Genomic DNA, 24,961 nt, shown 5'->3' with positions numbered 1-24,961 from the left:
CGTGCCGTCCGCAGACTCGAAGGCAGCTGGGCTGACCTACTTCTCGAACGAATCGGAGTTCTCCGATCGCTCGGCCCTGTCCGAATCCGAGATCGCGGAGTGCACCGCACTGATGGAGGCGCTGCGGCAGTGGCATGAGGCCGAACGCGTCCTCGCCGAGGCGTCGCGACGCTACATGCAGCTCAACGACAGCGATATGCGCACCATCCGCCTGCTCATCCGCGCGCAGCGGCAGGGGCTCGTCGTCACTCCCAAGGACATCGCTGCGGCCGTCGGCATCTCCAGCGCCTCGACGACGAAGCTCGTCGACCGCCTCGTCGCCGGGGGGCACCTGGTCCGGGTTCCGCACCCCCACGACAGGCGCACCACCAGCATCGAGGTGACTCCCGAGACAGCGCAGGCCGCGCACGAGTCGGTCGGCCGCCAGCACGCGCGGCGCTTCGAGGCGATCGCGGCCCTGGACAGCCAGGAACGCGAGACCGTGCTGCGGTTCCTCTCCGCCATGACCGAAGCCGATCGTCCGCAGGGCGTACTGGCCGACGACGCGAGCCGAGGGTCTGGTCGCGGCGAGTGACCGCGGTCGGCGCATCAGCCGAAGATGCCGACGATATAGGCGACGAAGAAGAACACGATGATCGCCAGCACGCAGCCGATTCCGACGATCACCCATTTCGTCTTCGGCGGTCGCGACGCCGGAGGGTGGGGCGGTGAAGCGGTCGCCGAATGCGACTCCGGAGGAGTGGCGCCCGGACGGACGCCGCCGCCCTCCTCGAGGTCGGGATCGCCGGCCGGCTGCGGGTCGAGGTTGGGGTTGCCGGTGCCGTGCCGGTCGGTGTTCGGCCTCGGCTGTTCGTCATCGGGTGAACTCATCATTGTCTCCTTCCGATCTCACGACGTCGACCATCGTCCCTGGAGCCGACGGTCAGGGGGTGGGCTGGCCGCCGTTGACGTTGAGGGTCTCACCGATGACATAGCTCGACTCCGATGAGGTGAGGAAGACGTACGCGGGAGCCAGCTCCGTCGGCTGTCCGGCCCGGCCCAGCGGAGTGTTCTTCCCGAAGTGCGGCAGGGCGTCCTTCGGCTGTCCGTCCGAGACCTGCAGCGGGGTCCAGATCGGCCCCGGTGCCACGGAGTTCACTCGGATGCCCTTCGGAGCCAGCTGTGTGGCCAGCCCCTTCGTGAAGTTGTTGATCGCCGCTTTCGTCGACGCATAGTCGATGAGGTGGGCGGATGGCGAATACGCCTGCACGGAGGTGCTGTTGACGATCGTCGACCCGGGCTCGAGATGCTCGAGCGCGGCCTGGGAGACCCGGAACATCGCGTGGATGTTCGTTCGGAAGGTTTCCTCCCACTGCTCGTCCGTAAGGTCGGCGATGTCTTCGACGGCGATCTGTCGGCCGGCGTTGTTGACCACCGCATCGAGTCCGCCCAGTTCCTCGACCGCCCGGCGGACCACCTCGCGGCAGTAGTCAGGGTCGGACAGGTCTCCCGGCAGCGGCACGGCCTTGCGACCGGCCTGGCGGATGACCTCGCAGACGTGCTGGGCATCCTCCTCCTCGGCGGGCAGATAGGACAGAGCGACATCGGCTCCTTCACGGGCGAAGGCGATCGCGACGGCGGACCCGATGCCGGAGTCCGAGCCGGTGATCAGTGCCCTGCGGCCGCGGAGCCTGCCGGTGCCGGTGTAGCTGTCCTCACCGCGGTCCGTGCCGGGAATGAGCTCGGCGTCGAGACCCGGCTCGGGCTGATGCTGCTTCGGCGGTGAGATGTCGGGGAATCGTCGGACGGGGTTCTGGAAGGTCAGCTGGTCGCTCATCGGCTTCCTCCTTTGTCGTCGGTGGCCTCCGTGAGCCCTGCCTCGCGCGCGCAGTGCGAGCAGCAGAACACGGATTCGCCGTCATGGACTCCGTGGCCGAGGATTCGGCATCCGCAGTGCTCGCACGTCGGCGCGGCCTTGTGGATCGCGCATTCGAAGCTGTCGAAGTTCCAGGATTCGTTTTCGAACGACAGGGTGAATGTCTGTTCATAGTCGTTTCCGCAGGTGTCGCAGATGGTCATCGTCTTCTCCTCCTCGATAGTGGGTGAGTGGCTCGATTGTGGGTGAGTGGCCGGCTCAGTTCGGTGTGCGGGTCTCTGCGCTGATGAACCAGGCCTGCTGCTCGAGCTGGGCGATGTATTCGTGGAACATATCGGCGGTCGTCGGGTCGGCGGAGTCGACTTCGTCGTCGCATCTGCGCATGCTGCCGACGGTGGTCTCGATCGCGCCCACGACGTGGTCGATCGCATCGTGGGTGGTGATCTCTCCGGCCGGGAACGTCGCCAGATCGGTCTGCGCGGCGATGACCGCGGGCCGTCCGTCGGGCGAACCGTGCAGCGCCCTCATCCGCTCGGCGAGGGCGTCGCTGCCGCTGCGGGCGACCGACGTCACCTCGTCGAGGTTGAGATGGAGATCTCGGAAGTTCGTGCCCACGATGTTCCAGTGCGCCTGTTTGGCGACCAGGCTGAGAGCGATGAAGTCGACGAGGACGTTCTGCAGGTTCTTCGTCAGCGACTCGGGTGCGACGAATCCCTTCTCGGCGTTCTCTCTCCGGGTGCTCTCGGATCCGTGCGGTTCGGGAACGGGGAATGTGTCTGTCATGGTGCTCCGATCTCTGATTGTGCGTCTGTCGGGACAGCGGGACGGGGATCCTCACGGTAGTCCCGGCGTTCGGCTGCCGGAAGATCTCTTCATGCCGCTTCGTTTTCGCCGCGTGAGCCACTCATTTCTGCTTCGTCTTCCGCTTGCTCTCCTTTTCGAGTGCGTCGACGAGTTCCTGCTTCGTCATCGACGATCGTCCTGAGATCTTCAGTCTCTTCGCCTGCTCGTAGAGGTGCTCCTTCGAGGCTTTCGCGTCGACTCCGCCGGCGGTCTTGCGGTCGGTGTTCTTGCCGCCGGAGCTCTGCGCGTCCGACGGGCCGGAGGAGTCCTTCTCCTCCCATTTGTCGCCGACCTTCTCATAGCTGTGTTTGAGTGCGTCGTAAGCGACCTGGTGAGCGCGCTTCTCGTCTCCGTATTGGTCGATGGCCGAGTCGTAGGCCTTGGCGAAGGTCCGCTGCGCCTTCTTGCTCGACTTCTCCAGCGTCGAGGGCAGCTCGCTCTCCTTCGGCTTTCCTGTCTTCGTCGTCTTCGGCATGGTGGAACAGCTCCTTCGTGGTCGGTTCGAGGTTTCGGTCAGTTGGGTGGGCGGTGCGCTCAGGCCGGCGCGGCTCGGGTCGGATGCATCGGGTCTCCTCCTTCTCGGCTGTCCGCTCCGATGGGTTCCGGTGTGGAAGACGAAACCGCTGCGAGGCAGCGTCGGAAAGCGGTTGAGCGGGATGGACAGGTCCTGGGTGGGCGTCTCTGTTGCGTCGCGTGCCAAGAGCCGGGTCGCTCGCTTGAGGAGTTCGACGGTGCTCCATTCGCCCGGACAGCGGTGGTCGCTGCCGTGTCGGCCTGCTCCTTGGGCGATGAGCGTGTTGGGGTCTTCGGCCCAGCTGAATCCCCGGAAGCGTGCGGGTTCGAATGCTCCGGGGTCTGCCCACAGGCGCCTGTCGTGGCAGGTGCCGTAGAGGTCGAGGATGACGCGGTCGTCGACGTCGAACCGGTGGCCGTGCCATTCGAAAGGTGTGCGGACTCGTCCGGGGACCACAGGGAAGAAGGGATAGAAGCGCCGCACCTCTTGGACGAATGGTTCGAGGTCGGACTCCTCGTCGGCGGCGAAGGCCTCGCGCCACCGTGGGTGCTCGGTGAGTGCGACGGCGGCGAAGACGGCGATGAGTCGCCTCGGCGCACTTTCTCGATCTGCCGGGTCGCCCAGTTCTCCGTGCTGCGCCTGCGCCGCCGGGCCTTCCAATTGCTCGGTCCCTTCGTGCCCGCCCGGTCGACCATGAGGCCCAGCTCGCGGGTCAGGCGAGGCACATCGGTGTCCTCGATGTCGATGCCCGCCCACCGGCAGGCCGTGCGCGTGAGCACTGCGCGGGCGAAGTCGTGCAGGACGATTCGTCGCGGCCCGGGCCGAGCATCGCGGGCCAGCGCCCATTCCTCGACGAAGATCTCGCCGAGGCGGTCGATCGATCCGCTGTCCATGAGTGAGAGGAAGGCCGCCTTCCTCCGGTGATGAGCCGGTGGGTCGAGGGCTTGGACGGAGCCTTCGTCCTGGAGCAGGTGCTGGACGCTCGTGGGCATCGCACCCGCTCGGGTGAGGTGCTCGCCGTCGTAGAAGATCCCCGCCGCCTCCTCACCGAGGATGAAGGTGGTCGGTTTGAGGAACAGGCGTGTGGTGAAGAGGTCGGTGCCCTCGGTCTCGCAGCGGCGGGACGCGAAGGCATAGCCGTCTCTGAGAAAAGCGGCCGTGCTGTCGATGGGCTGTCTCGTCATGCCGATTCCCCTCCGCAGCTTCTCAACCGGTGCGTTTCTTCGCGGGGGACGACTTCTTCGTCCCCGACTTCTTCGAGGAGGTCTTCTTCGCATTCGACTTCTTGCCCGACGTCCCCTCCTTCGACGACCGAGAACTGTCCACGGATTTGCGCAGCGCCTCCATGAGGTCGATGACATCGCCTCCGGTGTCCTCCCCGGAGTCTTCCTCATCGAAGGTCTTCTCGATATCGAGGCTCTCGCCCGATTCGATCTTCGCGTCGATGAGTCTGCGCAGCTCGACCTGGTAGTCGTCGCTGAACTCTTCGGGGGTGAAGTCCTCGGAGTAGGACTCGACGAGCTTCTCCGACATCTCGAGCTCCTTGTCCGAGATCTTCGCCTTCGAGTTCACTCCCTTGAAGTCGACGTCGCGGATCTCATCGGCCCAGCGCAGGGTCTGGATCATGAGGACCTTGCCGCACACCCGGAGCACGGCCAGACGCGTGCGCGTGCGCAGAGTGAGCTTGACGATCGCGGTCCGCTCGGTGTCCTCGAGAGTCTGACGCAGCAGGAGGTAGGCCTTCGGCGTCTTCGACGTCGGCTCGAGGAAGTAGGCCTTCTCGAGCATGATGGGGTCGATCTCATCGCTGGGCACGAACTGCAGGACGTCGATGTCGTCGTTGTCCTCTGCGGGAAGTGCCTCGAAGTCCTCGTCCGTGAGGACGACCCGGTGCTCGCCGTCGTCATAGGCCTTGTCGATGTCGTCGTACTCGACGGTCTTCCCGCATTCCTCGCAGCGATGCTGGTTGCGGATTCGCCCGCCGTCCTTCTTGTGGACCTGGTGCATTCGCACGTCGTGGTTCTCCGTGGCCGAGTACAGCTTCACGGGCACATTCACGAGACCGAAGGCGATGGATCCGGTCCAGATAGCTCTCATGCCACCATTGAAACGCAGGTTTCGAGCACTGGCTAGTCCCCTCGGCCGGGCACATGCCGATAGGCTGGCACGGTTGACTACGATCAGTTTCGCTCGGAAGAGGACAATGGAACCACAGCAGCTGACAGCCTGGGCCCTCGTGGCAGTCATCGGCGCGGCCACACCTGGAGTCGACCTCATGATCGTTCTTCGGTCGACGCTCTTCCACGGGCGACGCTCAGGATTCGCCGCCGTTGTCGGTGTCGAAGTCGGGCATGCCATATGGGCACTTGCCAGCCTCGTCGGCCTGACTGCGTTGCTTGCCGCCTCAACAATCGCATACGACGTGGTGCGGATTGCTGGAGCGTGTTATCTCGTGTGGCTGGGGTGTATGGCGATCTGGAAGTCCCTCCCGCGCAACCGGTCAACCGACACGGAGACTGCGGCACCGGCTCCACAGAACGCGATCGATGCGGCTCGCAGCGGATTGATCAGCAATATGCTCAACCCCAAGGTCGGAGTCTTCTACATCAGCATCCTTCCCCAGTTCCTCCCCACAGAAGCGACAACAGGCGGCTGGGGAGTGCTGCTGGTGTCCATCGCCCTGGCCGTCGGCATCATTTGGCACTCGGCGATCGTCCTCGCCGCCACTCGCGCTCGAGGTGTGCTCACACGTGAACGCGTCAGAATCTGGCTCGATCGCACGAGTGCTGCTGTGATGATCGCTCTGGGAGTGCGCTTGGCAACCGACCATTGACGGAGCGTGCAACGCGTCATCGTCGAGGGTCACGGTCTGCAACGGGGCAGACGGCATCTGACGTGCTGCAGGCGATGCACCTGCTGCAGGGGGTAGACGGTAGGAGCCCCGTGATTCAGGATGAAAGCATGGGTTCAGAAGCGAAGGTCGTCGGACTGATGGCCGATCCTGGGGTGCCGCAGAAGATCGCTCAGTCGGTCGCAGGGTCTCTGAAACGAGAATTGGCCGATCGTATCGAGGACGTCGAGTGGCACGTCGAAGTCAGCAGCGAATCGTTCTCACTCACCCCCGACGGCGATATCCCCTTCATGGACAGAGCCGAAGACCTGAGAAGCCGGTATGAGTGGGACTACATCGTGTACCTGACCGAACTGCCCCGCCACCATGACACTGAGCCGATGCTGTGCGAAGTCAGCACCGCCAATCGGGCTCTGCTGGTCTCGGTTCCGGCATTGGGTGCTCATCGTCTTCTGGCACAGACACGGAATCTGGTGGTTGCGCTCATCTTCTCGACGCAGGAGGAGACGGGGCAGAACTCGTTGGAGGACTCCGTACGATCGATCGCGAAGCTGAGAAGTGCGCGTGGGGACCGCGGGGGCCCCGGTCTGGGACGGGATGACACCGAGTACATCGTGATGCCCGGATGGCTCAACCGGCTGCGGCTGCTGACGGGAATGGTGCGCAGCAACCGGCCCGGGCGGATGCTTCCCGCACTGACCACCTCCATCGCCGCCGCAGCGGCCGTGGGCACATTCGGTGTCTTCTACAGTTCGATGTGGACATTGGCCGATTCCCTGCATCCGGCGCGTCTGCTCCTGATCGGTCTGCTCGTCATCGCGGCGCTGACCTTCTGGCTGATCTTCCGCAATCGCCTCTGGACCAAGCGGCGCGATGCGGTGTACGCATGGCAGGGCGGGCTGGACAACACCACCACGGTCATCATGGTGGGCACCAGCGTGGCCCTGATGTTCCTGGTCCTGTTCGCCTTCCTGTTCGCACTGGGACTCGTCGTGGTCGACGATGGTCAGCTCGGCTCCGAACTCATGCATCCCGTGAGCTTCTTCAACTATCCGAGGCTTGCGTGGTTGGCGGCTTGTCTGGGCACATTGGCCGGAGCACTCGGGTCCAACTTCGACAGCGACGATGAGATTCGGCGAGCCACGTACAGCAAGCGCGAGAACGAACGCCGCGAACGACGCGACACCGACAACGAGGCAGAGGCCTGAGTTCTTCGGGCTCAGGCCCGCGCGTACGGGCTCAGGCCCGTGCGTAACGGGGACTGCCTTCGAGGGCGTCGACGGCGCGGACGAGGCCGAGATGGCTGAACGCCTGCGGATAGTTCCCCGCCAGACGTCCGGAGCCGGAATCGTATTCCTCCGCGAAGAGCCCGAGATCCGAGGCGTAGCCGCACAGCGAATCCATGAGCTTGCCGCCGTCCTCGTGACGTCCGCTCTTCGCGTACTGCTCGACGAGCCAGAAGGAGCACATGAGAAACGAGTACTCGTTGCCGGGCAGACCATCGAGTCCGGCTTCCGTGCGGTAGCGACGAACCATGTTGTGCTCGTCGAGGAGGTCCTCCTCGATCTTCTTCACGGTGCCCAGCATCTGCGGATCGTCGGCGGCGACCAGTCCGGTGGTCGGCAGCTGGAGCAGCGAGGCGTCGACCTCCTCGTTGCCGTAGGTCTGGGTGAATGAGTCGAGCTCCTCGTCGAAGCCGTGCTCCATGATCTCCTCATACAGACGATCGCGCAGTGAACTCCACCGCCCCACCGGGCCTCGGAGCCCGTGGTCTTCGACGGCACGGACTCCCTGGTCGAACGCGGCGTACATCATCGCGCGGCCGTGGGTGAAGTACTGCGCGGAGCCGCGCATCTCCCAGATGCCGTGGCCCTTGCGGTCGAGATTGCGTTCGACGAAGCTGAGCAGGTTCTTCTGCAGCGCCCAGGAGAACTCGTCCTCCTCCACCCCCGCATCGCGCAGAGCGGACAGCGCCAGCATGACTTCCCCGATGACATCGGATTGGTATTGGGCGTACGCCCCGTTCCCCACCCGGACGGGGCGGGAGTTCTCATAGCCGCCGAGGTGGTGCAGCTCGTCCTCATCGAGCTTGCGCTCACCAGCGATTCCGTACATGATCTGCACGTCGTCGGGGTCCCCGGCCACCGCGCGCAGCAGCCAGTTGCGCCAGTGCAGAGCACCGTCGGTGAAATCATGGTCGACAAGGGTGCCGATCGTCAGCGAAGCGTCCCGCAGCCAGGTGAAGCGGTAGTCCCAGTTGCGCTGCCCGCCGAAGTCCTCGGGCAGCGATGTCGTGGGCGCTGCGACGATGCCTCCGGTGGCCTCGTTCGTCAGCGCTCGCAGGACCAGCAGGGACCTGAGGACGAGTTCCTCCTGCCGGTTGCGGACGCTGATATGGGACGCCCATTCCTCCCAGTCGGCGGCCGTTGCCTCGAGGGCCTGCGAGACGTCGATCGGGTCCGGCGCATCGAGGTGGGACCGGTGCCAGGTGAGCATCCATTCCAACACGTCGCCTTCGGACATGTCGAAGTGTCCGACCAGCGCCGAGGCGGTCGCACCCTGTGGGTCATCGGGGCGGTTCTGCCCGTCGGTCGACCCTCCGCCTTCATATTCCCTGTCTCGGCGTCGTTGGTCGGCACTGTCCGGGTCGAGGGCCGGCCCGGTGAGGAAGAGCGCGTCGGGTCCGGCGATCGACAGCAGGCCGGGCTCCCGGGAGGTTCCGCTGACCACCTTCCGCGTCCACGGTGTGGCTCGCCCGTAGTCGAAGACGATGCGCAGGTCGTGTTCGACTGCCGCTGAGCCCTCGACGCATTCGACTCGGCGGATGACGCGAGTCCGCTGATCAAGCTCCTTCACCTGCGTGTCCGCCTCCGCGGAGAGGAGATCGGTGACGCGGACTCTGCCGGCGGCGGTCTGCCAGATGGTCTCGACGATGAAGGTGCGATCGAGGTATCGGCGCTCGACGACAGTCCCGTCCGGCACCGACAGCAGCCAGCGACCGTCGTCGGCGTCGCCGAGCAGGGCGGAGAAGACCGACGGGGAGTCGAACCGGGGACAGCAGAGCCAGTCGATGCTGCCCTGTCGGGACAGCAGCGCGCCCGTGCGCTTGTCCGAGAGCAGCGCGTAGTCTTCGAGCGGTGTGCGGTTGGAGTCGCGGCGATCGGTACCCATGGGGTCAGTGAAACAGATCCTGGAGCGGATTTTAAGGGGGGTCCCGCAAACCCGGGATCGGGCGTAGGGTCCCCGACATGGATGCCATGAAGAACCTCGTGATCCTGGGGGCCTCGGGCGATCTCGCCTCCCGGCTCCTGCTGCCCGGTCTCGGCTCGCTGCTGACGGCTGCGCCCGAGAGGCGCATCTCCGTCATCGGCTCGTCGCAGACACCGGATGTCGACTTTCAGCAGGTCGTGACCGATGCCTTCGATTCGGTCGACGCGCGCGGCCCTGCCGTCTCCTACGCCCGTGAGAATTCTTCGTTCATCCAGTGCGATGTCACAGACGGTGAGAGCCTCGGAGATCTTCTCTCGAAGATCGGCACCCCGGCTTGTCTGTACTTCGCCCTGCCTCCCCGGATCACCATGCAGGCGCTCGACGCGATGTCCGCTCTCGACCTTCCCGAGGATCTGCTGCTGGCTCTCGAGAAGCCGATCGGCTTCGATCTCGACTCGGCCGAGGAGATCAATGCCGCGGTTGCGCGGCTCGTTCCCGAAGAACAGACCTTCCGGGTCGACCATTTCCTCAATCTGCCGGCTGTCCTCGACTTCATGGGACTGCGCTTTGCCAATCAGGTCGTCGAACCGCTGCTCAACCGCGAGAACGTCGAGTCCATCGAGATCGTCTTCGACGAGAGCCTCGGCCTGGAGGGACGAGCCGCCTACTACGACGGGACCGGCGCATTCCGGGACATGATCCAATCCCATCTGCTTCAGGTCATGGCGCTGGTGATGATGGATCCGCCCTCGGTCTTCGACCACGTCGAAGTGCCGGCGCTGACCGCCCACGTGCTGCGGTCGACGAGGATCTGGGACGACGATCCGTCGACAGCGGTCGTCCGCGGCCGCTATACGGCCGGCGAGCTCGACGGGCGCAGCCTTCCGGCCTACACGGCCGAGGACGGCGTCGACCCCGCGAATGAGACCGAGACATTCGGTCAGGTGAGACTCGAGGTCGACACCTGGCGATGGAGCGGCGTTCCCGTGACGCTGCGCTCGGGAAAGGCGATCGGCAGTCCGCGCCAGGAGATCGCTGTCACCTTCCGTCGACCACCGCACACCTACTCACGTTTCGGGGCGTCTTCTGACCTGGCTCCGAACATTCTGCGGATCAGCCTCGACGACGAATGCTTCGGGCTGGACATCAACCTCGGCGGCCCCTCTGACCAGCGGGGTCTTGCCACGGCAACGGCCCGTGCCGAGGTGGAGGAACCGGGACTCGAATCCTATGGGGGAGTGCTGCGGGGGATCCTCGACGGCGATCCGACGTTCAGCGTCCGCGGTGATGCCGCCGAGGAGGGCTGGCGCATCGTCGAGGACATCCTCGACGCCTTCGACTCCGGAGCCGTGCCCCTGCGGGACTACCGCGCCGGAGGCGCCGGGCCGACAGCCGAGAAGGAGCCGACGGGTCACAACACTGCGAGCACAAGCGAAAGGCGGCAGAGATGAAGTTCCTCACCACGACCATGGAGAAGATCGAATCGGGGCGCGCCCTCGACCCGCTCTCCGCCCCACTGGCGAAGGCTGTGCGCAAGCTGACGGAGTTCGGGCCGGTGAAGGATGCGCTGTCGGGTTCGTGGCTCGGGCATCCGCTGCACCCGATGCTCACGGACGTCCCCATCGGAGCGTGGTCGATGGCCACACTGCTCGATCTCACCGGTGGGGAGGAGAGCGCAGCGGCTGCGAAGAGACTGATCGGAATCGGTGTGCTCTCGGCCGTGCCGACCGCCTGGTCGGGTGCCTCCGACTGGAGCGAGGTCGACGGCCCGGCTCAACGGGTGGGCATCGTCCACGCGGTGGCCAATTCGGTCGGCACCTCTCTGCAATCGGCCTCCTGGCTGGCCCGAGCGAAAGGGCGTCGGAAGACGGGGATCCTCCTGTCGCTCGCCGGACTCTCAGCTGTGGGAGTCGGCGGCTACCTCGGTGGGCACCTGACCTATGCCCAGGGAGTCGGGGTCAATCGGACTCCCGGGCGCTGCGCGCCGAGGCGACATCGTCGACGATGACGACGATGTGGCGCAGGCTGGTGATGAGTGATCCGTAGATCGGCCACGTGGTCTCCGGAAGCGACCGTTCCTGGGAGATGTCGGTCGACAGCTGTTGGAGGCGGTCGTAGATCGGTCCGACGTCGGCATCGGGATCGGCGACGGACCGTCCGGCATCGGCGACGATCGCCGCCCACTCGTCGCGGAACCAGGTGTTCCATTCTCTTTCGGATGAGGAGGCCTCACGGAGAGTGCGGGCGAGGTTCCGCAGGTGAGAGATGCCTTCGTCGGCTCTGAACAGGATGCTCTCGTAGCTTTCCTTCTTCGCGGAGTCGGCTGTGTCTGCCCGGCGTCGCAGTCTCCTGGCGCGGATCGCTGAGCGGGGATTGATGCGTCGGCTCTCACGGGCGAACCGCACAGTCTGCCACGCCGAGTCGAGCTCTCGGCTCATGGCCTCCGTCCGCTCGAACCACTCCTGGGCGGCATCCGCGTCCCAGGAGCGGGAGAACTGGTCCGACATGTCGGTGAGCACTTCGCCCATCTGCCGGTTGACGCTGTCGATGTAGCGTGCCGCCTGCCGATCACGCAGAGGTGGGACCATGAGGAGGTTGACCACAAGGCCGACAGCCACTCCGAGGGCCAGTTCGAGGAGTCGGTCGACGAGCAGAGGCTGCTGAGAATCGAATCCGGAGCCGAGGACGAAGATCGCGGTCGTCGCGATCGCCACACCTTCGTCGCGGATCCACGACAGGCGGGCACCGGCCAGACCGACGAACATCGCCAGAGCGAAAGTCCAGAGACCGACACCGAGGTAGTTGCCGATGAGGAAGGACACGCCCACGCCGATCGTCGACGCGATCGTCGTCTGCACCCCTCGAGAGAACGACCGGTAGACGGTGGCGTGGACCGTCAGCAGCGCCGTCCACGGAGCAAGGAACGGCATCTGACTGTCAAGCACGGCGTCAGAGACCCACCAGGCACCGGTGGCGGCGATCACGCCCTTGGCGATCTGCAGCAGGTCTGTGGCGAATTCCGGCCGCCGGAGGTATCCCTCCAGTGAGCGGTTATGGGGCATGGCTGGCTCCTCGCCTCGAAGTCCGGTCAGAACAGTTCAGCTTCGGCAACAGTGTACGGGGGCGTTTCGCACGCTCTTCCATCGGATTCGCTTTCCGGGAGTGTCGTTCCCGGTTCCACCTGCTGAGGCACCGTCGCCGTCCTGCCAGGTCAGCGAAGCGGTGTTAGATTGGCGATTCGAAGGCGAACCGGTTGCCGGTAAGCGGCCTTCGCAATCACCGAATGAAGGAGTACCCATGGCTGTCATTCTCTGGATCATCGCAGCGATCCTCGTCATCTCAGGAATCTTCGCCATCTTCAGGAAGCAGATTCTCTGGGGGGTCGTACTCATCGTCGTCGGTTGCCTCGTCGGGCCCGGGGGAGTGAGCATCTTCGGCTGAGACAGGCGGAGGGTCGGAAAGGATAGAGTGAGCGGATGTCTCCTCTGCGAAATCCTGCCCTCCGCCAAGTCGACCGTCTGCGTCGGATCGTGCCCTGGGCGGTCGCCGGACTCGCCAGTGCGGTGCCGGCGACCGTCGCCGTCTCGATGGCCGTCGACCTCATCCAGCAGCGAGGGCGAAAGACGCGGACTGCTCCGCGACCGGGAACGTTCAGTTCGACGGTCGAACAGTCAGAACTCGACATCTACACCGATGGTGCCACTCTCTACGAGGACATGCTCGATGCGATCGCCTCGGCTCGCGAGTCGATCCTCATGGAGACGTTCATCTGGAAGAACGACGAGGTCGGGCAGAGGTTCATCGACGCGTTCAACGCCGCCTCGGCCCGCGGCGTGGAGATCCACCTCATCTACGACGGCTTCGCCAACCTGTCGGTGCCCATCTCCTTCTACCGTCAGCTCTCCGAGCAGATCCGTGTGCTGCGCCTGCCGACAGTTGCGCGGAAGTTCTGGCGGGGCCCGTTGCGCCACTCTGGATTCAACCATTCGAAGATCCTCGTCATCGATGACGATGTGGCCTTCGTCGGCGGGTTCAACATCGGATCTCTCTACGCCCGGCATTGGCGCGATACCCACCTGCGCTCGGTCGGTCCCGGTGCCTGGGGCCTGCGACAGACCATCGCGGAAGTGTGGAACGAATTCCACGACTCAGACGAGCAGATCTCCTGGGTTCCGCCCGCTGCCTGGGAGTCGAAGCTGCGGGTCGCGGCGAACCTGCCGATCCACCTCGTCTATCCGATTCGCAACATGTATCTCGACGCCTTCGCCCGTGCGCGGAAGCGGATCTGGCTGACGACGCCCTATTTCATTCCCGACCAGCAGCTGCTGCGCTCTCTCGTCGAGGCGGCGGAGCGCGGGGTCGACGTGCGGGTCATGGTTCCGCAGGAGTCGAACCACATCCTCGGCGATTGGCTCTCCCGCGGATTCTTCGAGCAGATGATCAACTCGAAGGTCACGGTTCTGCTCTACACCGCGAGCATGATCCATTCGAAGGTCGCGACCGTCGACGGCGAATGGTCGACGGTGGGCACGGCGAACATCGACCGGCTGTCGTTGACCTTCAACTACGAGACGAATGTCGAAGTCATCGACCGTGCATTCGCCGCGGAGATGGAGAAGGTGTTCGACAGCGACTCCACGCACTGTGTCGAACTCGGTTCGGACTGGCTCAACCGCCACCGGCTGACCAAACTCGCCGAACGCGCTCTCGTGCCGATGCGTCCCTGGCTGTGACGACGATGCTCGACGTTCTCTCCGCCGCTGCGACGCGGCTCTTCGACTCGCAGGAGCCGCAAGATGTCGCCGTCGCGACGATCATCGCAACCGAAGGGTCGGTTCCGCGCCCGGCGGGGACGTCGATGCTCGTCGATGCCGCCGGCGGCATCGTCGGCTCCCTCACCGGCGGCTGCGTCGAAGGAGCCGTGCTCGAGGCCTGCCGGGATGCGCTCGCCACCGGAGACGCCTCGGTGCAGAGGTTCGGCTACAGCGACGAGGACGCCTTCGCCGTGGGGCTCATGTGCGGTGGCCGCATCGAGGTGCTCATCCAGCCCTTCCGCTCAGGATGCCCCGACCTGCGATCGGACAGCGAACCGGCCGCCGTGGTGCTGCGGCTGCCCTCCGCCGACGAGGCCTGTGCCCCAGCGGCAGCTGTCTCCGCCGCCGCTGTGGACGAGAGCACCGGGCCGAGCACCGGGCCGAGCACCGACGCCCTGGCCGTCAGTCTGGAGCCTCTGGTGCCCGACGCCGTGGTCGAGACCGCCGCGCAGCGCGTCGGGGCTTTCATCCGCAGCGGTCGCACCGGCCGGGTCCGTCTTGCCCCGCCGGAGGGCGGCAGCGAGCCGATCGAGCTGTTCGTCGAGACCCGCATCGAGTCGGCCCATCTCCTCGTCGTCGGAGCCAATGCCTTCAGTCTCGCCCTCGTCGAGGCGGCCAGACCCTTGGGACTGCGCATCACCGTGTGCGATCCCCGTCCGGCCTTCGCCGACCCGGCATCGTTTCCCGGCGCCGAGGTGGTCCGGGCCTGGCCGCACCGATTCCTCACCGAGGCCGCCGCCACCGGTGAGCTCGACGCCCGGAGCATGATCTGCGTCCTCAGCCACGATCCGAAGGTCGACATCCCCACCCTGATCGCCGCACTCGACCTCGACGTGGCCTATGTCGGGGCGATGGGTTCGCGGCGCAGCGACCGCGACCGCCGCGCGGCCCTGCGCGCAGCGGGAGTGGAGAGCCCGGCGCTGGCGCGGCTGCATTCGCCGATCGGTCTCGATCTGGAGACGTTCACCCCCGCCGAGGTGGCTGTGTCGATCCTGGCGGAGATCCTCGCCGTCCGCGGCGGCCGCCGACAGGTCGGTCCCCTCAGCGGCGACGCCTGACCGCGGCCCTCAGCCGGTGCAGATCCGCCGGGACATCGACATCGGCGCCGTCATCGAGATCGGAGCAGTCGATGAGGTCCACGAGGGATCTGTGCGCTTCGAGCAGATCACGAGCACCGACGTCGCCGTGCGCGGCAGCCGCCGCGTGGCTCGTCCAGCTCGCGTCGAAGAGCACGGGGTGACCGCGCCGAAGCCGCCCTTCTGAGTCCCGGTGCGCGGCTGCGGTGATCGCACCGGGACGGTGAGCGGCGATGAGACGGGCGACTTCGGCCGCACAGATGCCGGGACGGTCCACGGGCGTGACCATGACGTCTGGTCCGGGCCCGATCGCCTGCAGGCCGCGGCGCAGCGAGGACCCCATTCCCGAAGACCAGTCAGGATTGAAGGCGATGGCCACACGGTCACATCCGGCAAGTGCGCTCGCGACCTCCTCGCCGCGGGGCCCGGTGACAACTGTGACGTCCTGACAGCCACCCTCGAGCAGGGCGAGAACGACGGATTCGACCAGGGTGGGCCCGTCATCGCGCCGCAACAGCGCCTTCGGGCCCCGCCCCAGACGGCGTCCTGCACCGGCGGCGAGGACGAGCCCTCTCAGGGGACGACCGGGGATGGACCGATTGGGAGGAGTCGAGCCGGACTCGCCGCTCACGTCGGCAGGAACGCGTCGCCGAAGACGGGCAGATCGCGCACTCGCACTCCGGTGGCGTTGAAGGCGGCGTTCGCGATCGCGGCTGCGGCACCGACGATGCCGATCTCACCGATGCCGCGGGCGCCGAGGGGACCGGCGTGCGGGTCCTCCTCGTCGAGCCAATCCGCCTCGATGTCGGTGATATCGGCGTTGACGGGCACGTGATATTCCGCGAGGTCGTGGTTGACGACGTGACCGAAGCGGGGGTCGAGTTCGGCCTTCTCATGCAGCGCCATTCCCACGCCCATGGTCATGCCGCCGATGAACTGTGAGCGTGCGGTGCTCGGGTTGACGATCCGACCAGCGGAGAACATGCCGAACATGCGGTCGAGTCGGATCTCACCGGTGGTCGGCTGGATGCGGACCTCGGCGAAATGGGCGCCGAAGGAGTGCAGGGCGAACATCTCCGCCGCGGGATTGGCCTCGGCCTCACCGTGGGCCTCGGCACCGACGGCGGGATCGGCTCCGTGCTCGGTACGGAGCGCCTGCGCTGCGGCGACGATCGCGGTGCTCCAACTCGCCAGGCCCGTGGATCCGCCGGCCACGGTCGCGTTCGGCAGCGCGGTGTCGCCGATTCGCAGCTCCACCTGCCCGATGGGGACGCCGAGGGCGTCTGCGGCAGCCTGAGACAGAGCGGTCCACGTCCCGGTGCCCAGGTCGGCGGCACCGATCGAGACCTCGAAGCCCTCGGGAGTGCGGCGGATCTGCGCAACGGAGCCCGGCTGCCGGCCGGCCGGATAGGTCGAAGAGGCCACCCCCATGCCGATGAGCCACCCGTTCTCCCACCGAGTGCGCGGCTGCGGATTCCGCCTCTCCCAACCGAAGCGGTCCGCACCTTCCCGCAGGCAGTCGATGAGGCGGCGCTGGTTGAATGGCAGCCCGGTGTCCGGGTCGGTGGTCGGCTCATTGCGCGCCCGCAGCTCGATGGGGTCGAGCCCGGCGGCCACGGCGAGTTCGTCCATGGCGATCTCGAGTCCGACCATGCCCGGGGCCTCGCCGGGAGCACGCATCCAGGAGGGCACCGGCACGTCGAGCGGAACCACTCGCTGGGTGAGGCGGCGGTTGTCGCCTGCGTACATCATGCGGCCCGGCTTCGTCGCCTCCTCGGGGAACTCCTTGGTCTGCGAGGACATGGAGACCGCATCATAGGCGAAGGCCGTGAGCGTGCCGTCGGCTCGAGCGCCCAAGCGGATGTGCTGCAGAGTCGGAGCCCGATAGCCGGTGATCGAGAACATCTGCTGCCGGGTCACTGCATATTTCACGGGCCGGCCCGGCACCGCCTGCGCGGCGAGGGCAGCAAGCATCATATCCGCGTGGGGGACGCCCTTGGAGCCGAAGCCCCCGCCGACGTGCGGGGAGATGATGCGGATCTTCTCCTGCTCCACCCCGAGGATCGGCGCCAACGTCGCACGTGCGGGGTGCACCCCCTGCGTCGAAGTCCACAGGGTCAGTTCGTCTCCGTCCCAGCGAGCGACGGTCGTGTGCGGTTCCATGGGATTGTTGTGCTCCATGGGAGTGCTGTAGCGCGCATCGACGCTCACGGCCGCCTCGGCGAGGGCAGCGTCGACATCGCCCGCGCGCACATCTCCGCTGCCCGACTCCGGTTCCCGGGAATCAGGATGATTCTCGCGCAGCTCGACGTCGTGATCGTCCTGCACATAGGTGACCTCGACGAGGCCCACCGCGTGGCGGGCCTGCTCGGGGGTGGTGGCGATGACGGCACCGAGGTACTGGCCGCGGAAGCCGATCTCAGCAGAGCGCAGGATCGCGAGCTCCCCGTCATCCGTGTCCGCCAGCTCGGGGGCGTTGTCGTGGGTGAGCACATGCACCACTCCCTCCGCCGCTTCGGCTGCGGAGAGGTCGATGTGCGCTGCCCGCCCGCGGGCGATCTGCGCCTGCAGCGGGTAGAGGAAGAGCGGATCGTCGAGGGGGTGCTCGTAGGCGTAGGGGGCGAGGCCGCGGACCTTGTCGGGGCCGTCGAGGCGGACCTGATGGGTGCCGACGGCCGTGGTCGTGAGCAGGTCACTCATGAGTGTCCTCCGTGGTCGATTCCGACGTCGTCGCCGAGGCTCCGGTGAGCTCGGCGAGCACGGTGCTGATCGCGCCGCGAGTCATCTGGACCTTGAAGCGGTTGCCGTCGAGGGGTTCGGCCGCCTCGAGCTCGGCATCGGCTGCTGCCAGGAACGTCTCCTGGTTCGGTTCCGCGCCGCGCAGCACCGCCTCGGCGGCGCGGGCACGCCAGGGTTTGTGGGCGACGCCGCCGAGGGCGAGCGCGGCCTCACGGATGACCGGCGCGGGTCCTGCCGTGTCGACGTCGACTCGGGCGGCGACGGAGACGAGAGCGAAGGCGTAGGAGGCGCGGTCGCGGATCTTCCGATACGTCGAGGCCCCGGGTCGTGGGGGAGGGAGCTCGAGGGCGGTGATGAGCTCGCCGTGTGCGAGGACCGTGTCCTGGTCGGGGCGATCCCCGGGCAGCCGGTGGAGTTCGGTGACCGGGATCCGGCGCTCACCGGTCGCACCGAGGACGATGACCGTGGCATCGAGTGCGGTCAGAGCGACGGCCATGTCGGAGGGATGCGTGGCCACACAGTCCGCTGAGGCACCGAGGATCGCGTGGTAGCGGGTGTATCCGCCGATGGCCGAGCAGCCGGAGCCGGGTTCGCGTTTGTTGCAGGGGGTCGTCGTGTCCTGGAAGTACACGCATCGGGTGCGCTGCAGCAGATTCCCGCCCATCGTGGCCGCGTTGCGCAGCTGACCGGAGGCCCCGGAGAGCAGGGCACGCGAGAGCATCGGGTAGTCGCGTCGGACGCGCGGGTCGGCGGCGGCGTCGCTGTTGCGCACCATCGCACCGATTCGCAGGCCCCCGTCGTCGAGTGCCTCGACCTCCGTGAGTTCGAGGCGGTTGATGTCGACGACGAGGTCCGGTTCTGCGACGCCCAGTTTGAGATGATCGACGAGGTTCGTGCCTCCCGCCAGGAACACAGCTTCGGGTCGATCGGTGACAGTCGTGACGGCTCCGGCGGCATCGGCGGCGCGTTCGTAGTCGAACGGATTCATCGTGACTCCTCTGCGGCTCGGCTCACGGCCGCGACGATGTTGACATAGGCTCCGCAACGGCAGAGGTTGCCGCTCATCCGCTCGCGGATCTCCTCCTCGGTCAGCTCGATCGGTCCCTCGAGGTCATCGGTGACCACGCTCGGTGCGTCGTCGGCGGCTTCGGCCAGCATGCCGGCCGCCGAGCAGACCTGGCCCGGCGTGCAGTACCCGCACTGGAACGCGTCGTGGGCGAGGAACGCCCGATGCAGAGTTGAGAGTTCACCCTCGGGGGCCAGACCGTCGGCCGTCGTGACCTCGGCGCCGTCGTGGGTGAGCGCGAGCGCCAGGCAGGAGTTGAGCCGACGGCCGTTCACGAGGACCGTGCAGGCCCCGCACTGGCCGTGGTCGCAGCCCTTCTTCGCGGACATCACCCCCAACCGGTCCCGCAGCGCATCGAGAAGAGTGGTTCGGGAATCCACGACCAGAGTGTGCTCCTGGCCGTCGACGGTGAGGTGCAGCGAATGTCCCATGTGGGAGCCTCCAGACAGCATTGTCGACGTCCGTCAAACCTAACCCCGTTCGGAAGCCGCGACAAGGGGGTGCACCGGCACCGAGGATGTTCGGGCGGCACCGCACCCACTGTTGCACATGATCGGCGCCGAGTACGGTGAAAGGACCATTCAGCACGAATGGTGCGAACGAGGAGGTGCTCAGTGGCACGCCGCGAGCAGAAGGTCACGGTCGAGGGCCATCGACTGACATTGAGCAATCTGGACAAGGTCCTCTACCCGGAGACCGGCACGACGAAGGGGGAGATCCTCGACTACTGCGCCAGGATCGCCCCGCACCTCATCCGCCATGCCCGGGACCGGATCGCCACCCGAAAACGCTGGGTCGACGGCATCGGCACTCCCGATGACCCCGGAGATGTGTTCTTCGAGAAGAACCTCCCGGACTCCGCACCGTCGTGGATCCCATCCCGCGCGATCCGGCACTCCACCGGCACCAAACGCTATCCCCTGGTCAACGACCTCGCGACCCTGACCTATCTCACGCAGATGGCCGCACTCGAGATCCATGTGCCCCAATGGAGGGTGAGCGCAGGAGCGAAGGACCCCGGCACGATCGACTCGGAGACCCGCTGCCCCGACCGGATGGTCTTCGACCTCGACCCCGGCCCCGGGCGCGGCCTGGCCGACTGCATCGAGGTGGCCCAGCTCGTACGCGAACTGCTCGAGGGCATGGACCTTGAGGTCTACCCGGTGACCAGCGGATCGAAAGGCGTCCACCTGTATGCGCCGCTGGACGGTTCGGTGAGCTCTCAGCACGTCTCCGACGTCGCTCATGAACTCGCCCGCAGCCTGGAAGCCGACCACACGAAGCTCATCGTCTCGGCGATGAAGAAGACGCTGCGGGAGAACAAGGTTCTCATCGACTGGTCGCAGAACTCGGCGTCGAAGACCACGGTGGCTCCGTATTCTCTGCGCGGACGCTTCACCCCCATGGTCGCCGCACCGCGCAGGTGGGAGGAATTCGACGACCCGGCCGCCGTCGAGCAGGTGCGCTTCGAGGAGGTGCTCGACCGGATCGACGATGTCGGGGACCTCCTCGAACCCCTCGACGAGGCGGTCGGAGGAACCGCCTCGGCGCCGGAGTCCGGAGCCGATTCGGAGTCCCAAGCCGACGCGAAGTCGGACGAGGACCCGGAAGCCGAGCGCGACCGACTGGAGGTCTACCGGTCCAAACGGGATCCGAAGCGCACGAGCGAACCCGTACCGGCGAAACAGGGAACGAGCGGGGACGAACTGACCTTCGTCATCCAGGAACACCATGCGAGGAGCCTCCACTGGGACTTCCGACTCGAACACGATGGCGTGCTGGTCTCCTGGGCGCTGCCGAAGGGGCCGCCGACGGACCCGGGGAAGAACCACCTGGCGGTCCAGACCGAGGATCACCCCCTCGAATACGGCAGCTTCGAAGGCACGATCCCGAAAGGGGAGTACGGGGCCGGCGACGTCGAGATCTGGGACGCAGGCACCGTCGAGCTCGAGAAGTGGCAAGAGGGCAAGGAGATCATCGCGGTCCTCCGCGGGCGTGAGGACGGCGGCCTCGGGGGAGTGCGGCGGTTCGCGCTGTTCAACACCGGGAGCCACGGTCCGAACAAGGACCCGGAGAAGAACTGGATGATCCACCTCATGGAGGACGAGCCGAAGAAGCAGTCGGCGGCAGCGGACCACTCGTCGAAGAAGGGCACGCCGACTGGTCGTTCCTCGAGCAAGCGAGCGTCGAAGAATAAGAAGGAGGCTCTGCCGGCGGATCTGTCCCCGATGCTCGCGAGCATCGGAGACATCGATTCCGTGCGCAGGGAAGCCGAGGACTGGGCCTTCGAGATGAAATGGGACGGCATCCGTGCCCTGGCGAGTGTGCAGCCGGGTGACGGGGACCGCAGCGGCAGCATCGAGCTGACCAGCCGCAACGGCCGTGACATGACGAGCACCTATCCGGAGCTTCGCGAACTGACCGACTGTGTCGATGTCGACTGCGTCCTCGACGGGGAGATCGTCGCCCTCGGGCAGGGCAGCAGACCCGACTTCGGGAGACTCCAGAGCCGAATGGGGCTGAGCCGGGAGAGCGACGTCGAACGAGAGCGGCGACGCACCCCCGTCTACCTCATGCTCTTCGACGTCCTCCACGCCGACGGAACCTCGCTGCTGCGCGCCCCTTACACGGAACGGCGCGAACGTCTGTTCGAACTCGTGACCGAGAGCGAGCACATCCATGTTCCCGACGCCTTCGAAGGAAGCGTCGACGCCGCCTTCGAGTCCAGCCGGAAGCTTCGACTCGAAGGGGTGATGGCGAAACGGACCGACAGCGTCTATCTCCCCGGAAAACGCACCCGCACCTGGGCCAAGCTCAAGCACGCCTCGACGCGCGATGTCATCATCGTCGGCTGGCGGACCGGAGAAGGCGAACGCTCGGACAGCTTCGCCTCACTGCTGGTCGCCGCCCAAGACGACGACGGGCTCCACTACCTCGGCCGCGTGGGCACCGGGTTCGACGAGGCGGCCCTGCGGAGTCTGCGCTCCAGCCTCGACCGCCGGTCGCGGAAGACACCGGCGCTCACGGTGCCGGCCGCCGAGTCGCGAGATGCCCACTGGGTGCGCCCCGACCTCGTCGGAGAAGTCAGGTTCTCGGGACTGACCGAGGCCGGACGCCTGCGGCACCCGGTCTGGCGCGGCCTGCGCTCCGACATCGACGCAGAGGATGTCCGCGTCTGAGCTGCCTCGGCAGCCGGCCGTCACCTGCGATCGATCAGCTCTGCTAGACGGAATCCGATCGAGCTGCGGGAGCGCAGCGGAGAGGTGTGAGTTCCCAATAGGTGCCGCAGCGCCACAGCCATTCCAGGGGACCGTAGCGGAAGCAGCGCAGCCACACCGTCGAGAAAGCACACTGGGCGATGATGATGACGGCCCAGACGATGAGCCCGCCGGCCGCGGAGACATGTCCGTGAGCGGTCAGGAGCGGGAGGACGAGGACGCAGACCACGGTCTGTCCCAGATAGTTCGAGAACGCCATCCGACCGTACAGGCGCAGAAAGGACAGGCCCTTTCTGCCGAGTCGGGTGCGCAGCAGAAGAAGGAGACCCGTGACGTACATGAGACCGGGAACCAGGGCGGTGCGGAAGGCGATCTCGTGAGCCTCGGTCGATCCGGCCCCGGCAGCGGTGGTCCAGATCCAGATCGGCACCGAGCCGAGGAAGCTGAGGACGAAGATTCCCGTGAGCGGGACTCGAGTCGCAGCCGAGTACAGGCCGAGACCGGTCAGCCAGAACCCCAGCATCATGTGTCCCAGGGTCCGGACGAACGACAGGATGGGAAACAGCAGCGACGGCGGGTCGAGATCGCCGAGGCTCGACGCCAGCTGCAGCACATCGGGGACCGTCGCCGCCGCGACGCCGAGAACCACGAAGGCCCAGCGCGGCAGCCGAGTCAGCGGCAGAAGCAGGAGAGCGAGGACACCGTAGGAGGCGAGCACATCGATGCCGCCGAGGGCTGAGTTGATGGCGCCGGCCGCGATGAGGATGATCATCCGCCGGACGTAGACCCAGGTCGAACGATGCTTCGCGCGCAGCCTGCTGAGGAAGATGTGCACACCGGTGCCGAAGAGGAAGGCGAAGACGAAATGGAACTTGCCCAGGGCGATGTCGTCGACGACCTGCCGGATCACCGCGTCTGTGCCGACGGGATCCTCAGTCTGTCCGGCCCGGGACAGGAAGTAGTCGATGTTGATGAGCAGAATGCCGGCGACGGCTATTCCACGGATGACATCGATCGAGACGATGCGGTCTTTCGGACTCGATGGCTGCGTCCGATCGGTGGCAGAGGTCGCGCGCGTGGTTTCGTGGATCACGCCGAGCCACGGTATCAGTTCAGGTTCCTTGTCAGAAAGAGTCGCCGAATCCTGTGCTCAGACCGAACGGAACGTTCCCGCATCGGCCCTCGACCAGTCGCTGCTCCAGGACTCGGGCGGCTGCGCCAGCAGCTCTCCCGGTTCGAGCCAGTCGTAGGGCTCGGCGTACGAAAGGTGTTCGTTGCGGCCGATGTTGCGGTGGAGCTGCTGCGGGGAGAGCTCGGTGGGATCGCTGACGCCCATCGAGGCCATGATCTCCACGGCCTGCTGCACGGTCGCCTCCTGGTAGTTCCGCACCCGTTCGCTCTTGTCACCCACGTGCAGCGCCCTCTGCCGCTTGGGGTCCTGGGTGGTGACACCGACGGGGCACTGTCCGGTATGGCAGATCTGAGCCTGAATGCAGCCGACCGCCATCATCATGGCGCGGGCCGAGTTCGTATAGTCTGCTCCCTGGATGAGGCGTTTGACGATGTCGTTGCCGGCGGCGACCTTCCCGCTGGCACCGATGCGGATCCGATCTCGCAGGCCCGTTCCGACCAGCGCATTGTGGACGGTGAGGAGGCCGTCGGTGAGCGGAGTGCCCACGTGATCCTCGTACTCCAGGGGAGCGGCACCCGTGCCGCCCTCGGAACCGTCGACGATGATGAAGTCGGGTGCGGTCCCGACCTCGAGCATCGCCTTGCAGATCGCGAGCACATCCGTGCGGGACCCCACGCAGAGTTTGAATCCCGTGGGCTTGCCGCCCGAGAGCTCGCGCATCCGTGCGATGAACTCGATGAGTTCGACCGGGGTGCTGAAGACGCTGTGGGCGGCCGGGCTCACGCACTTCTCTCCTTGCGGGACGCCTCGGGTGCGGGCGATCTCGGCGTTGACCTTCGCCGCGGGCAGCACGCCTCCGATTCCGGGCTTCGCGCCCTGGCTCAGTTTGAGTGAGACGCACTTGACCTGGTCGCGGGAGCTTTGGTCGGCGAACTGGGTGGGGTCGAAGTCGCCGCTGTCGGTCCGGGCGCCGAAGTAGCCCGACCCGATCTCCCAGACGAGGTCGCCGCCGTTCTCGAGGTGGTAGTCGGAGATCCCGCCCTCACCGGTGTCATGGGCGAAGCCGCCGAGGTCGGCACCGCGGTTGAGCGCCCTGACGGCATTGGGCGACAAGGAGCCGAAGCTCATGGCCGAGACGTTGAGCAGCGCCATGCTGTAGGGCTTCGCACAGTCGGGCCCACCCACTTGCACGCGAGGCGTCCGGTCCGGAACCGCGACGGGCGCGGTGGAGTGGATGAGGAACTCATAGCCGACGGAGTTGACGTCGCGTTCGGTGCCGAAGGCCAGCTCTCCGTGGATTCCCTTCGCGCGTTCGTAGACGAGGGAGCGGATGTCTCGGTCGAAGGGCCGTCCGTCCCAGTTGCGTTCGATGAAGTACTGCTGGAGTTCGGGTCGGAGAGTCTCCAACAGGAATCGCAGGTGACCGACGACCGGATAGTTGCGCAGAATCGAGTGCTTGCGCTGCAGCAGGTCGTACACGGCCACGCCGACGATGGCGAGCACCACCGCACCGAGGACCCACCACGCCCACGGTCCGACGGCTGCTGCCCAGGCCGCGGCCACCAGTCCGATCAGCGCTGACGTGATCGCCAGGAAACGCCCCATGGAAAACTCCTCACTCCGAGTACTGGGTCGAGGTCGAG

The 24,961-nt window shown here is 66.3% G+C and carries 23 protein-coding genes; 9 read left to right on the top strand and 14 right to left on the bottom strand.

The window, feature by feature from the left end; genetic code table 11:
* The first annotated feature begins 1 nt into the window (after nucleotide 1).
* Complete coding sequence (locus tag FHG09_RS10010) at nucleotides 2–574, top strand: MarR family winged helix-turn-helix transcriptional regulator (RefSeq protein ID WP_227492685.1); 573 nt, start codon at nucleotides 2–4, stop codon at nucleotides 572–574.
* 14 nt (nucleotides 575–588) lie between these two features.
* Here the strand turns inward: FHG09_RS10010 and FHG09_RS10005 are convergent, their stop codons facing one another.
* The 6 genes from FHG09_RS10005 to FHG09_RS09975 form a co-directional block, all read right to left on the bottom strand.
* Nucleotides 589–870, bottom strand: coding sequence for a DUF6480 family protein (locus FHG09_RS10005; RefSeq protein ID WP_152347494.1), 282 nt, complete (start codon nucleotides 868–870; stop codon nucleotides 589–591).
* 52 nt (nucleotides 871–922) lie between these two features.
* Nucleotides 923–1,816, bottom strand: a complete 894-nt coding sequence (locus FHG09_RS10000; protein ID WP_152347493.1) for an SDR family oxidoreductase — start codon at nucleotides 1,814–1,816, stop codon at nucleotides 923–925.
* Nucleotides 1,813–2,058, bottom strand: coding sequence for a hypothetical protein (locus FHG09_RS09995; protein ID WP_152347492.1), 246 nt, complete (start codon nucleotides 2,056–2,058; stop codon nucleotides 1,813–1,815). The genes FHG09_RS10000 and FHG09_RS09995 overlap by 4 nt, the downstream gene beginning before the upstream one ends.
* A 55-nt stretch (nucleotides 2,059–2,113) precedes the next feature.
* Complete coding sequence (locus FHG09_RS09990; protein ID WP_152347491.1) at nucleotides 2,114–2,638, bottom strand: Dps family protein; 525 nt, start codon at nucleotides 2,636–2,638, stop codon at nucleotides 2,114–2,116.
* Between the two features lie 121 nt (nucleotides 2,639–2,759).
* A complete protein-coding gene (locus FHG09_RS20255) occupies nucleotides 2,760–3,872 on the bottom strand; it encodes a ChaB family protein (protein ID WP_319803256.1) in 1,113 nt (370 codons plus the stop codon).
* A gap of 546 nt (nucleotides 3,873–4,418) precedes the next feature.
* Nucleotides 4,419–5,309 (bottom strand): Ku protein, encoded by an 891-nt coding sequence (locus tag FHG09_RS09975; RefSeq protein ID WP_152347490.1) that lies wholly within the window; start codon nucleotides 5,307–5,309, stop codon nucleotides 4,419–4,421.
* 106 nt (nucleotides 5,310–5,415) lie between these two features.
* Here FHG09_RS09975 and FHG09_RS09970 point away from each other — a divergent pair, with 106 nt between their 5' ends.
* Together FHG09_RS09970 and FHG09_RS09965 are read left to right on the top strand one after the other, a co-directional pair.
* Entirely contained in the window at nucleotides 5,416–6,045 is a 630-nt protein-coding gene (locus FHG09_RS09970; protein WP_152347489.1) for a LysE family translocator, read from the top strand.
* Between the two features lie 128 nt (nucleotides 6,046–6,173).
* On the top strand, nucleotides 6,174–7,271 hold the full coding sequence (locus FHG09_RS09965; protein WP_152347488.1) for a hypothetical protein: 1,098 nt from the start codon (nucleotides 6,174–6,176) through the stop codon (nucleotides 7,269–7,271).
* 31 nt (nucleotides 7,272–7,302) lie between these two features.
* On the opposite strand, the gene FHG09_RS09960 is transcribed toward FHG09_RS09965, so the two are convergent.
* Nucleotides 7,303–9,234, bottom strand: a complete 1,932-nt coding sequence (locus FHG09_RS09960; RefSeq protein WP_152347487.1) for a glycoside hydrolase family 15 protein — start codon at nucleotides 9,232–9,234, stop codon at nucleotides 7,303–7,305.
* A 77-nt stretch (nucleotides 9,235–9,311) separates the two neighbouring features.
* Here FHG09_RS09960 and FHG09_RS09955 point away from each other — a divergent pair, with 77 nt between their 5' ends.
* Together FHG09_RS09955 and FHG09_RS09950 are read left to right on the top strand one after the other, a co-directional pair.
* The gene (locus tag FHG09_RS09955; RefSeq protein WP_152347486.1) at nucleotides 9,312–10,724 is read left to right on the top strand and encodes a glucose-6-phosphate dehydrogenase; all 1,413 of its coding nucleotides are present in this window, start codon (nucleotides 9,312–9,314) and stop codon (nucleotides 10,722–10,724) included.
* Nucleotides 10,721–11,281 (top strand): DUF2231 domain-containing protein, encoded by a 561-nt coding sequence (locus FHG09_RS09950; RefSeq protein ID WP_152347485.1) that lies wholly within the window; start codon nucleotides 10,721–10,723, stop codon nucleotides 11,279–11,281. Before FHG09_RS09955 ends, FHG09_RS09950 begins: the two co-directional genes overlap by 4 nt.
* Here the strand turns inward: FHG09_RS09950 and FHG09_RS09945 are convergent.
* Nucleotides 11,232–12,335 (bottom strand): FUSC family protein, encoded by a 1,104-nt coding sequence (locus FHG09_RS09945; RefSeq protein ID WP_152347484.1) that lies wholly within the window; start codon nucleotides 12,333–12,335, stop codon nucleotides 11,232–11,234. The two genes, FHG09_RS09950 and FHG09_RS09945, sit on opposite strands and share 50 nt — an antisense overlap.
* 235 nt (nucleotides 12,336–12,570) lie before the next feature.
* On the opposite strand from FHG09_RS09945, the gene FHG09_RS19820 reads away from it, so the two are divergent.
* Genes FHG09_RS19820 through FHG09_RS09935 form a run of 3 tightly spaced genes read left to right on the top strand, consistent with a single transcriptional unit; the run spans nucleotide 12,571 to nucleotide 15,145 of the window.
* Complete coding sequence (locus FHG09_RS19820) at nucleotides 12,571–12,714, top strand: GPGG-motif small membrane protein (RefSeq protein WP_166822514.1); 144 nt, start codon at nucleotides 12,571–12,573, stop codon at nucleotides 12,712–12,714.
* Between the two features lie 35 nt (nucleotides 12,715–12,749).
* A complete protein-coding gene (locus FHG09_RS09940) occupies nucleotides 12,750–14,006 on the top strand; it encodes a phospholipase D-like domain-containing protein (protein ID WP_193627347.1) in 1,257 nt (418 codons plus the stop codon).
* 5 nt (nucleotides 14,007–14,011) lie between these two features.
* Nucleotides 14,012–15,145: an XdhC family protein gene (locus FHG09_RS09935; RefSeq protein ID WP_152347483.1), complete on the top strand. Its 1,134-nt coding sequence runs from the start codon at nucleotides 14,012–14,014 to the stop codon at nucleotides 15,143–15,145.
* Here FHG09_RS09935 and FHG09_RS09930 read toward each other — a convergent pair.
* From FHG09_RS09930 to FHG09_RS09915, 4 genes are read right to left on the bottom strand one after another with little or no spacing between them, the layout of a single operon-like run.
* Nucleotides 15,129–15,794, bottom strand: a complete 666-nt coding sequence (locus FHG09_RS09930) for an NTP transferase domain-containing protein (RefSeq protein ID WP_227492684.1) — start codon at nucleotides 15,792–15,794, stop codon at nucleotides 15,129–15,131. The two genes, FHG09_RS09935 and FHG09_RS09930, sit on opposite strands and share 17 nt — an antisense overlap.
* Entirely contained in the window at nucleotides 15,791–17,863 is a 2,073-nt protein-coding gene (locus FHG09_RS09925; protein ID WP_152347482.1) for a xanthine dehydrogenase family protein molybdopterin-binding subunit, read from the bottom strand. The genes FHG09_RS09930 and FHG09_RS09925 overlap by 4 nt, the downstream gene beginning before the upstream one ends.
* Nucleotides 17,856–18,890 (bottom strand): FAD binding domain-containing protein, encoded by a 1,035-nt coding sequence (locus tag FHG09_RS09920; protein WP_152347481.1) that lies wholly within the window; start codon nucleotides 18,888–18,890, stop codon nucleotides 17,856–17,858. The genes FHG09_RS09925 and FHG09_RS09920 overlap by 8 nt, the downstream gene beginning before the upstream one ends.
* Nucleotides 18,887–19,399 (bottom strand): (2Fe-2S)-binding protein, encoded by a 513-nt coding sequence (locus tag FHG09_RS09915; RefSeq protein WP_152347480.1) that lies wholly within the window; start codon nucleotides 19,397–19,399, stop codon nucleotides 18,887–18,889. The genes FHG09_RS09920 and FHG09_RS09915 overlap by 4 nt, the downstream gene beginning before the upstream one ends.
* A gap of 183 nt (nucleotides 19,400–19,582) precedes the next feature.
* Here FHG09_RS09915 and FHG09_RS09910 point away from each other — a divergent pair, with 183 nt between their 5' ends.
* On the top strand, nucleotides 19,583–22,147 hold the full coding sequence (locus tag FHG09_RS09910; RefSeq protein WP_227492683.1) for an ATP-dependent DNA ligase: 2,565 nt from the start codon (nucleotides 19,583–19,585) through the stop codon (nucleotides 22,145–22,147).
* A gap of 43 nt (nucleotides 22,148–22,190) precedes the next feature.
* Here the strand turns inward: FHG09_RS09910 and FHG09_RS09905 are convergent, their stop codons facing one another.
* Nucleotides 22,191–23,279, bottom strand: coding sequence for a DUF418 domain-containing protein (locus tag FHG09_RS09905; protein WP_152347478.1), 1,089 nt, complete (start codon nucleotides 23,277–23,279; stop codon nucleotides 22,191–22,193).
* A gap of 57 nt (nucleotides 23,280–23,336) precedes the next feature.
* The gene (locus tag FHG09_RS09900) at nucleotides 23,337–24,923 is read right to left on the bottom strand and encodes an FMN-binding glutamate synthase family protein (RefSeq protein ID WP_152347477.1); all 1,587 of its coding nucleotides are present in this window, start codon (nucleotides 24,921–24,923) and stop codon (nucleotides 23,337–23,339) included.
* Nucleotides 24,924–24,961: the final 38 nt, after the last annotated feature.

Source organism: Brevibacterium sp. CFH 10365 (genome assembly GCF_009299785.1).
Taxonomy (GTDB): Bacteria; Actinomycetota; Actinomycetes; order Actinomycetales; family Brevibacteriaceae; genus Brevibacterium; species Brevibacterium limosum.
Note: the sequence above shows the minus strand (reverse complement) of the source record. Positions and strands in the feature narration are given on the sequence as shown.

What these genes read in the sequence shown, in the direction of transcription:
- FHG09_RS09975 (WP_152347490.1), bottom strand. Translation starts at nt 5,309, where the DNA reads ATGAGAGCTATCTGGACCGGATCCATCGCCTTCGGTCTCGTGAATGTG.
- FHG09_RS09945 (WP_152347484.1), bottom strand. Translation starts at nt 12,335, where the DNA reads ATGCCCCATAACCGCTCACTGGAGGGATACCTCCGGCGGCCGGAATTC.
- FHG09_RS19820 (WP_166822514.1), top strand. Translation starts at nt 12,571, where the DNA reads ATGGCTGTCATTCTCTGGATCATCGCAGCGATCCTCGTCATCTCAGGA.
- FHG09_RS09955 (WP_152347486.1), top strand. Translation starts at nt 9,312, where the DNA reads ATGGATGCCATGAAGAACCTCGTGATCCTGGGGGCCTCGGGCGATCTC.
- FHG09_RS09965 (WP_152347488.1), top strand. Translation starts at nt 6,174, where the DNA reads ATGGGTTCAGAAGCGAAGGTCGTCGGACTGATGGCCGATCCTGGGGTG.
- FHG09_RS09950 (WP_152347485.1), top strand. Translation starts at nt 10,721, where the DNA reads ATGAAGTTCCTCACCACGACCATGGAGAAGATCGAATCGGGGCGCGCC.
- FHG09_RS09970 (WP_152347489.1), top strand. Translation starts at nt 5,416, where the DNA reads ATGGAACCACAGCAGCTGACAGCCTGGGCCCTCGTGGCAGTCATCGGC.
- FHG09_RS09900 (WP_152347477.1), bottom strand. Translation starts at nt 24,923, where the DNA reads ATGGGGCGTTTCCTGGCGATCACGTCAGCGCTGATCGGACTGGTGGCC.
- FHG09_RS09940 (WP_193627347.1), top strand. Translation starts at nt 12,750, where the DNA reads ATGTCTCCTCTGCGAAATCCTGCCCTCCGCCAAGTCGACCGTCTGCGT.
- FHG09_RS09920 (WP_152347481.1), bottom strand. Translation starts at nt 18,890, where the DNA reads ATGAATCCGTTCGACTACGAACGCGCCGCCGATGCCGCCGGAGCCGTC.
- FHG09_RS09960 (WP_152347487.1), bottom strand. Translation starts at nt 9,234, where the DNA reads ATGGGTACCGATCGCCGCGACTCCAACCGCACACCGCTCGAAGACTAC.
- FHG09_RS10005 (WP_152347494.1), bottom strand. Translation starts at nt 870, where the DNA reads ATGAGTTCACCCGATGACGAACAGCCGAGGCCGAACACCGACCGGCAC.
- FHG09_RS09915 (WP_152347480.1), bottom strand. Translation starts at nt 19,399, where the DNA reads ATGGGACATTCGCTGCACCTCACCGTCGACGGCCAGGAGCACACTCTG.
- FHG09_RS09925 (WP_152347482.1), bottom strand. Translation starts at nt 17,863, where the DNA reads ATGAGTGACCTGCTCACGACCACGGCCGTCGGCACCCATCAGGTCCGC.
- FHG09_RS09990 (WP_152347491.1), bottom strand. Translation starts at nt 2,638, where the DNA reads ATGACAGACACATTCCCCGTTCCCGAACCGCACGGATCCGAGAGCACC.
- FHG09_RS09935 (WP_152347483.1), top strand. Translation starts at nt 14,012, where the DNA reads ATGCTCGACGTTCTCTCCGCCGCTGCGACGCGGCTCTTCGACTCGCAG.
- FHG09_RS09995 (WP_152347492.1), bottom strand. Translation starts at nt 2,058, where the DNA reads ATGACCATCTGCGACACCTGCGGAAACGACTATGAACAGACATTCACC.
- FHG09_RS10000 (WP_152347493.1), bottom strand. Translation starts at nt 1,816, where the DNA reads ATGAGCGACCAGCTGACCTTCCAGAACCCCGTCCGACGATTCCCCGAC.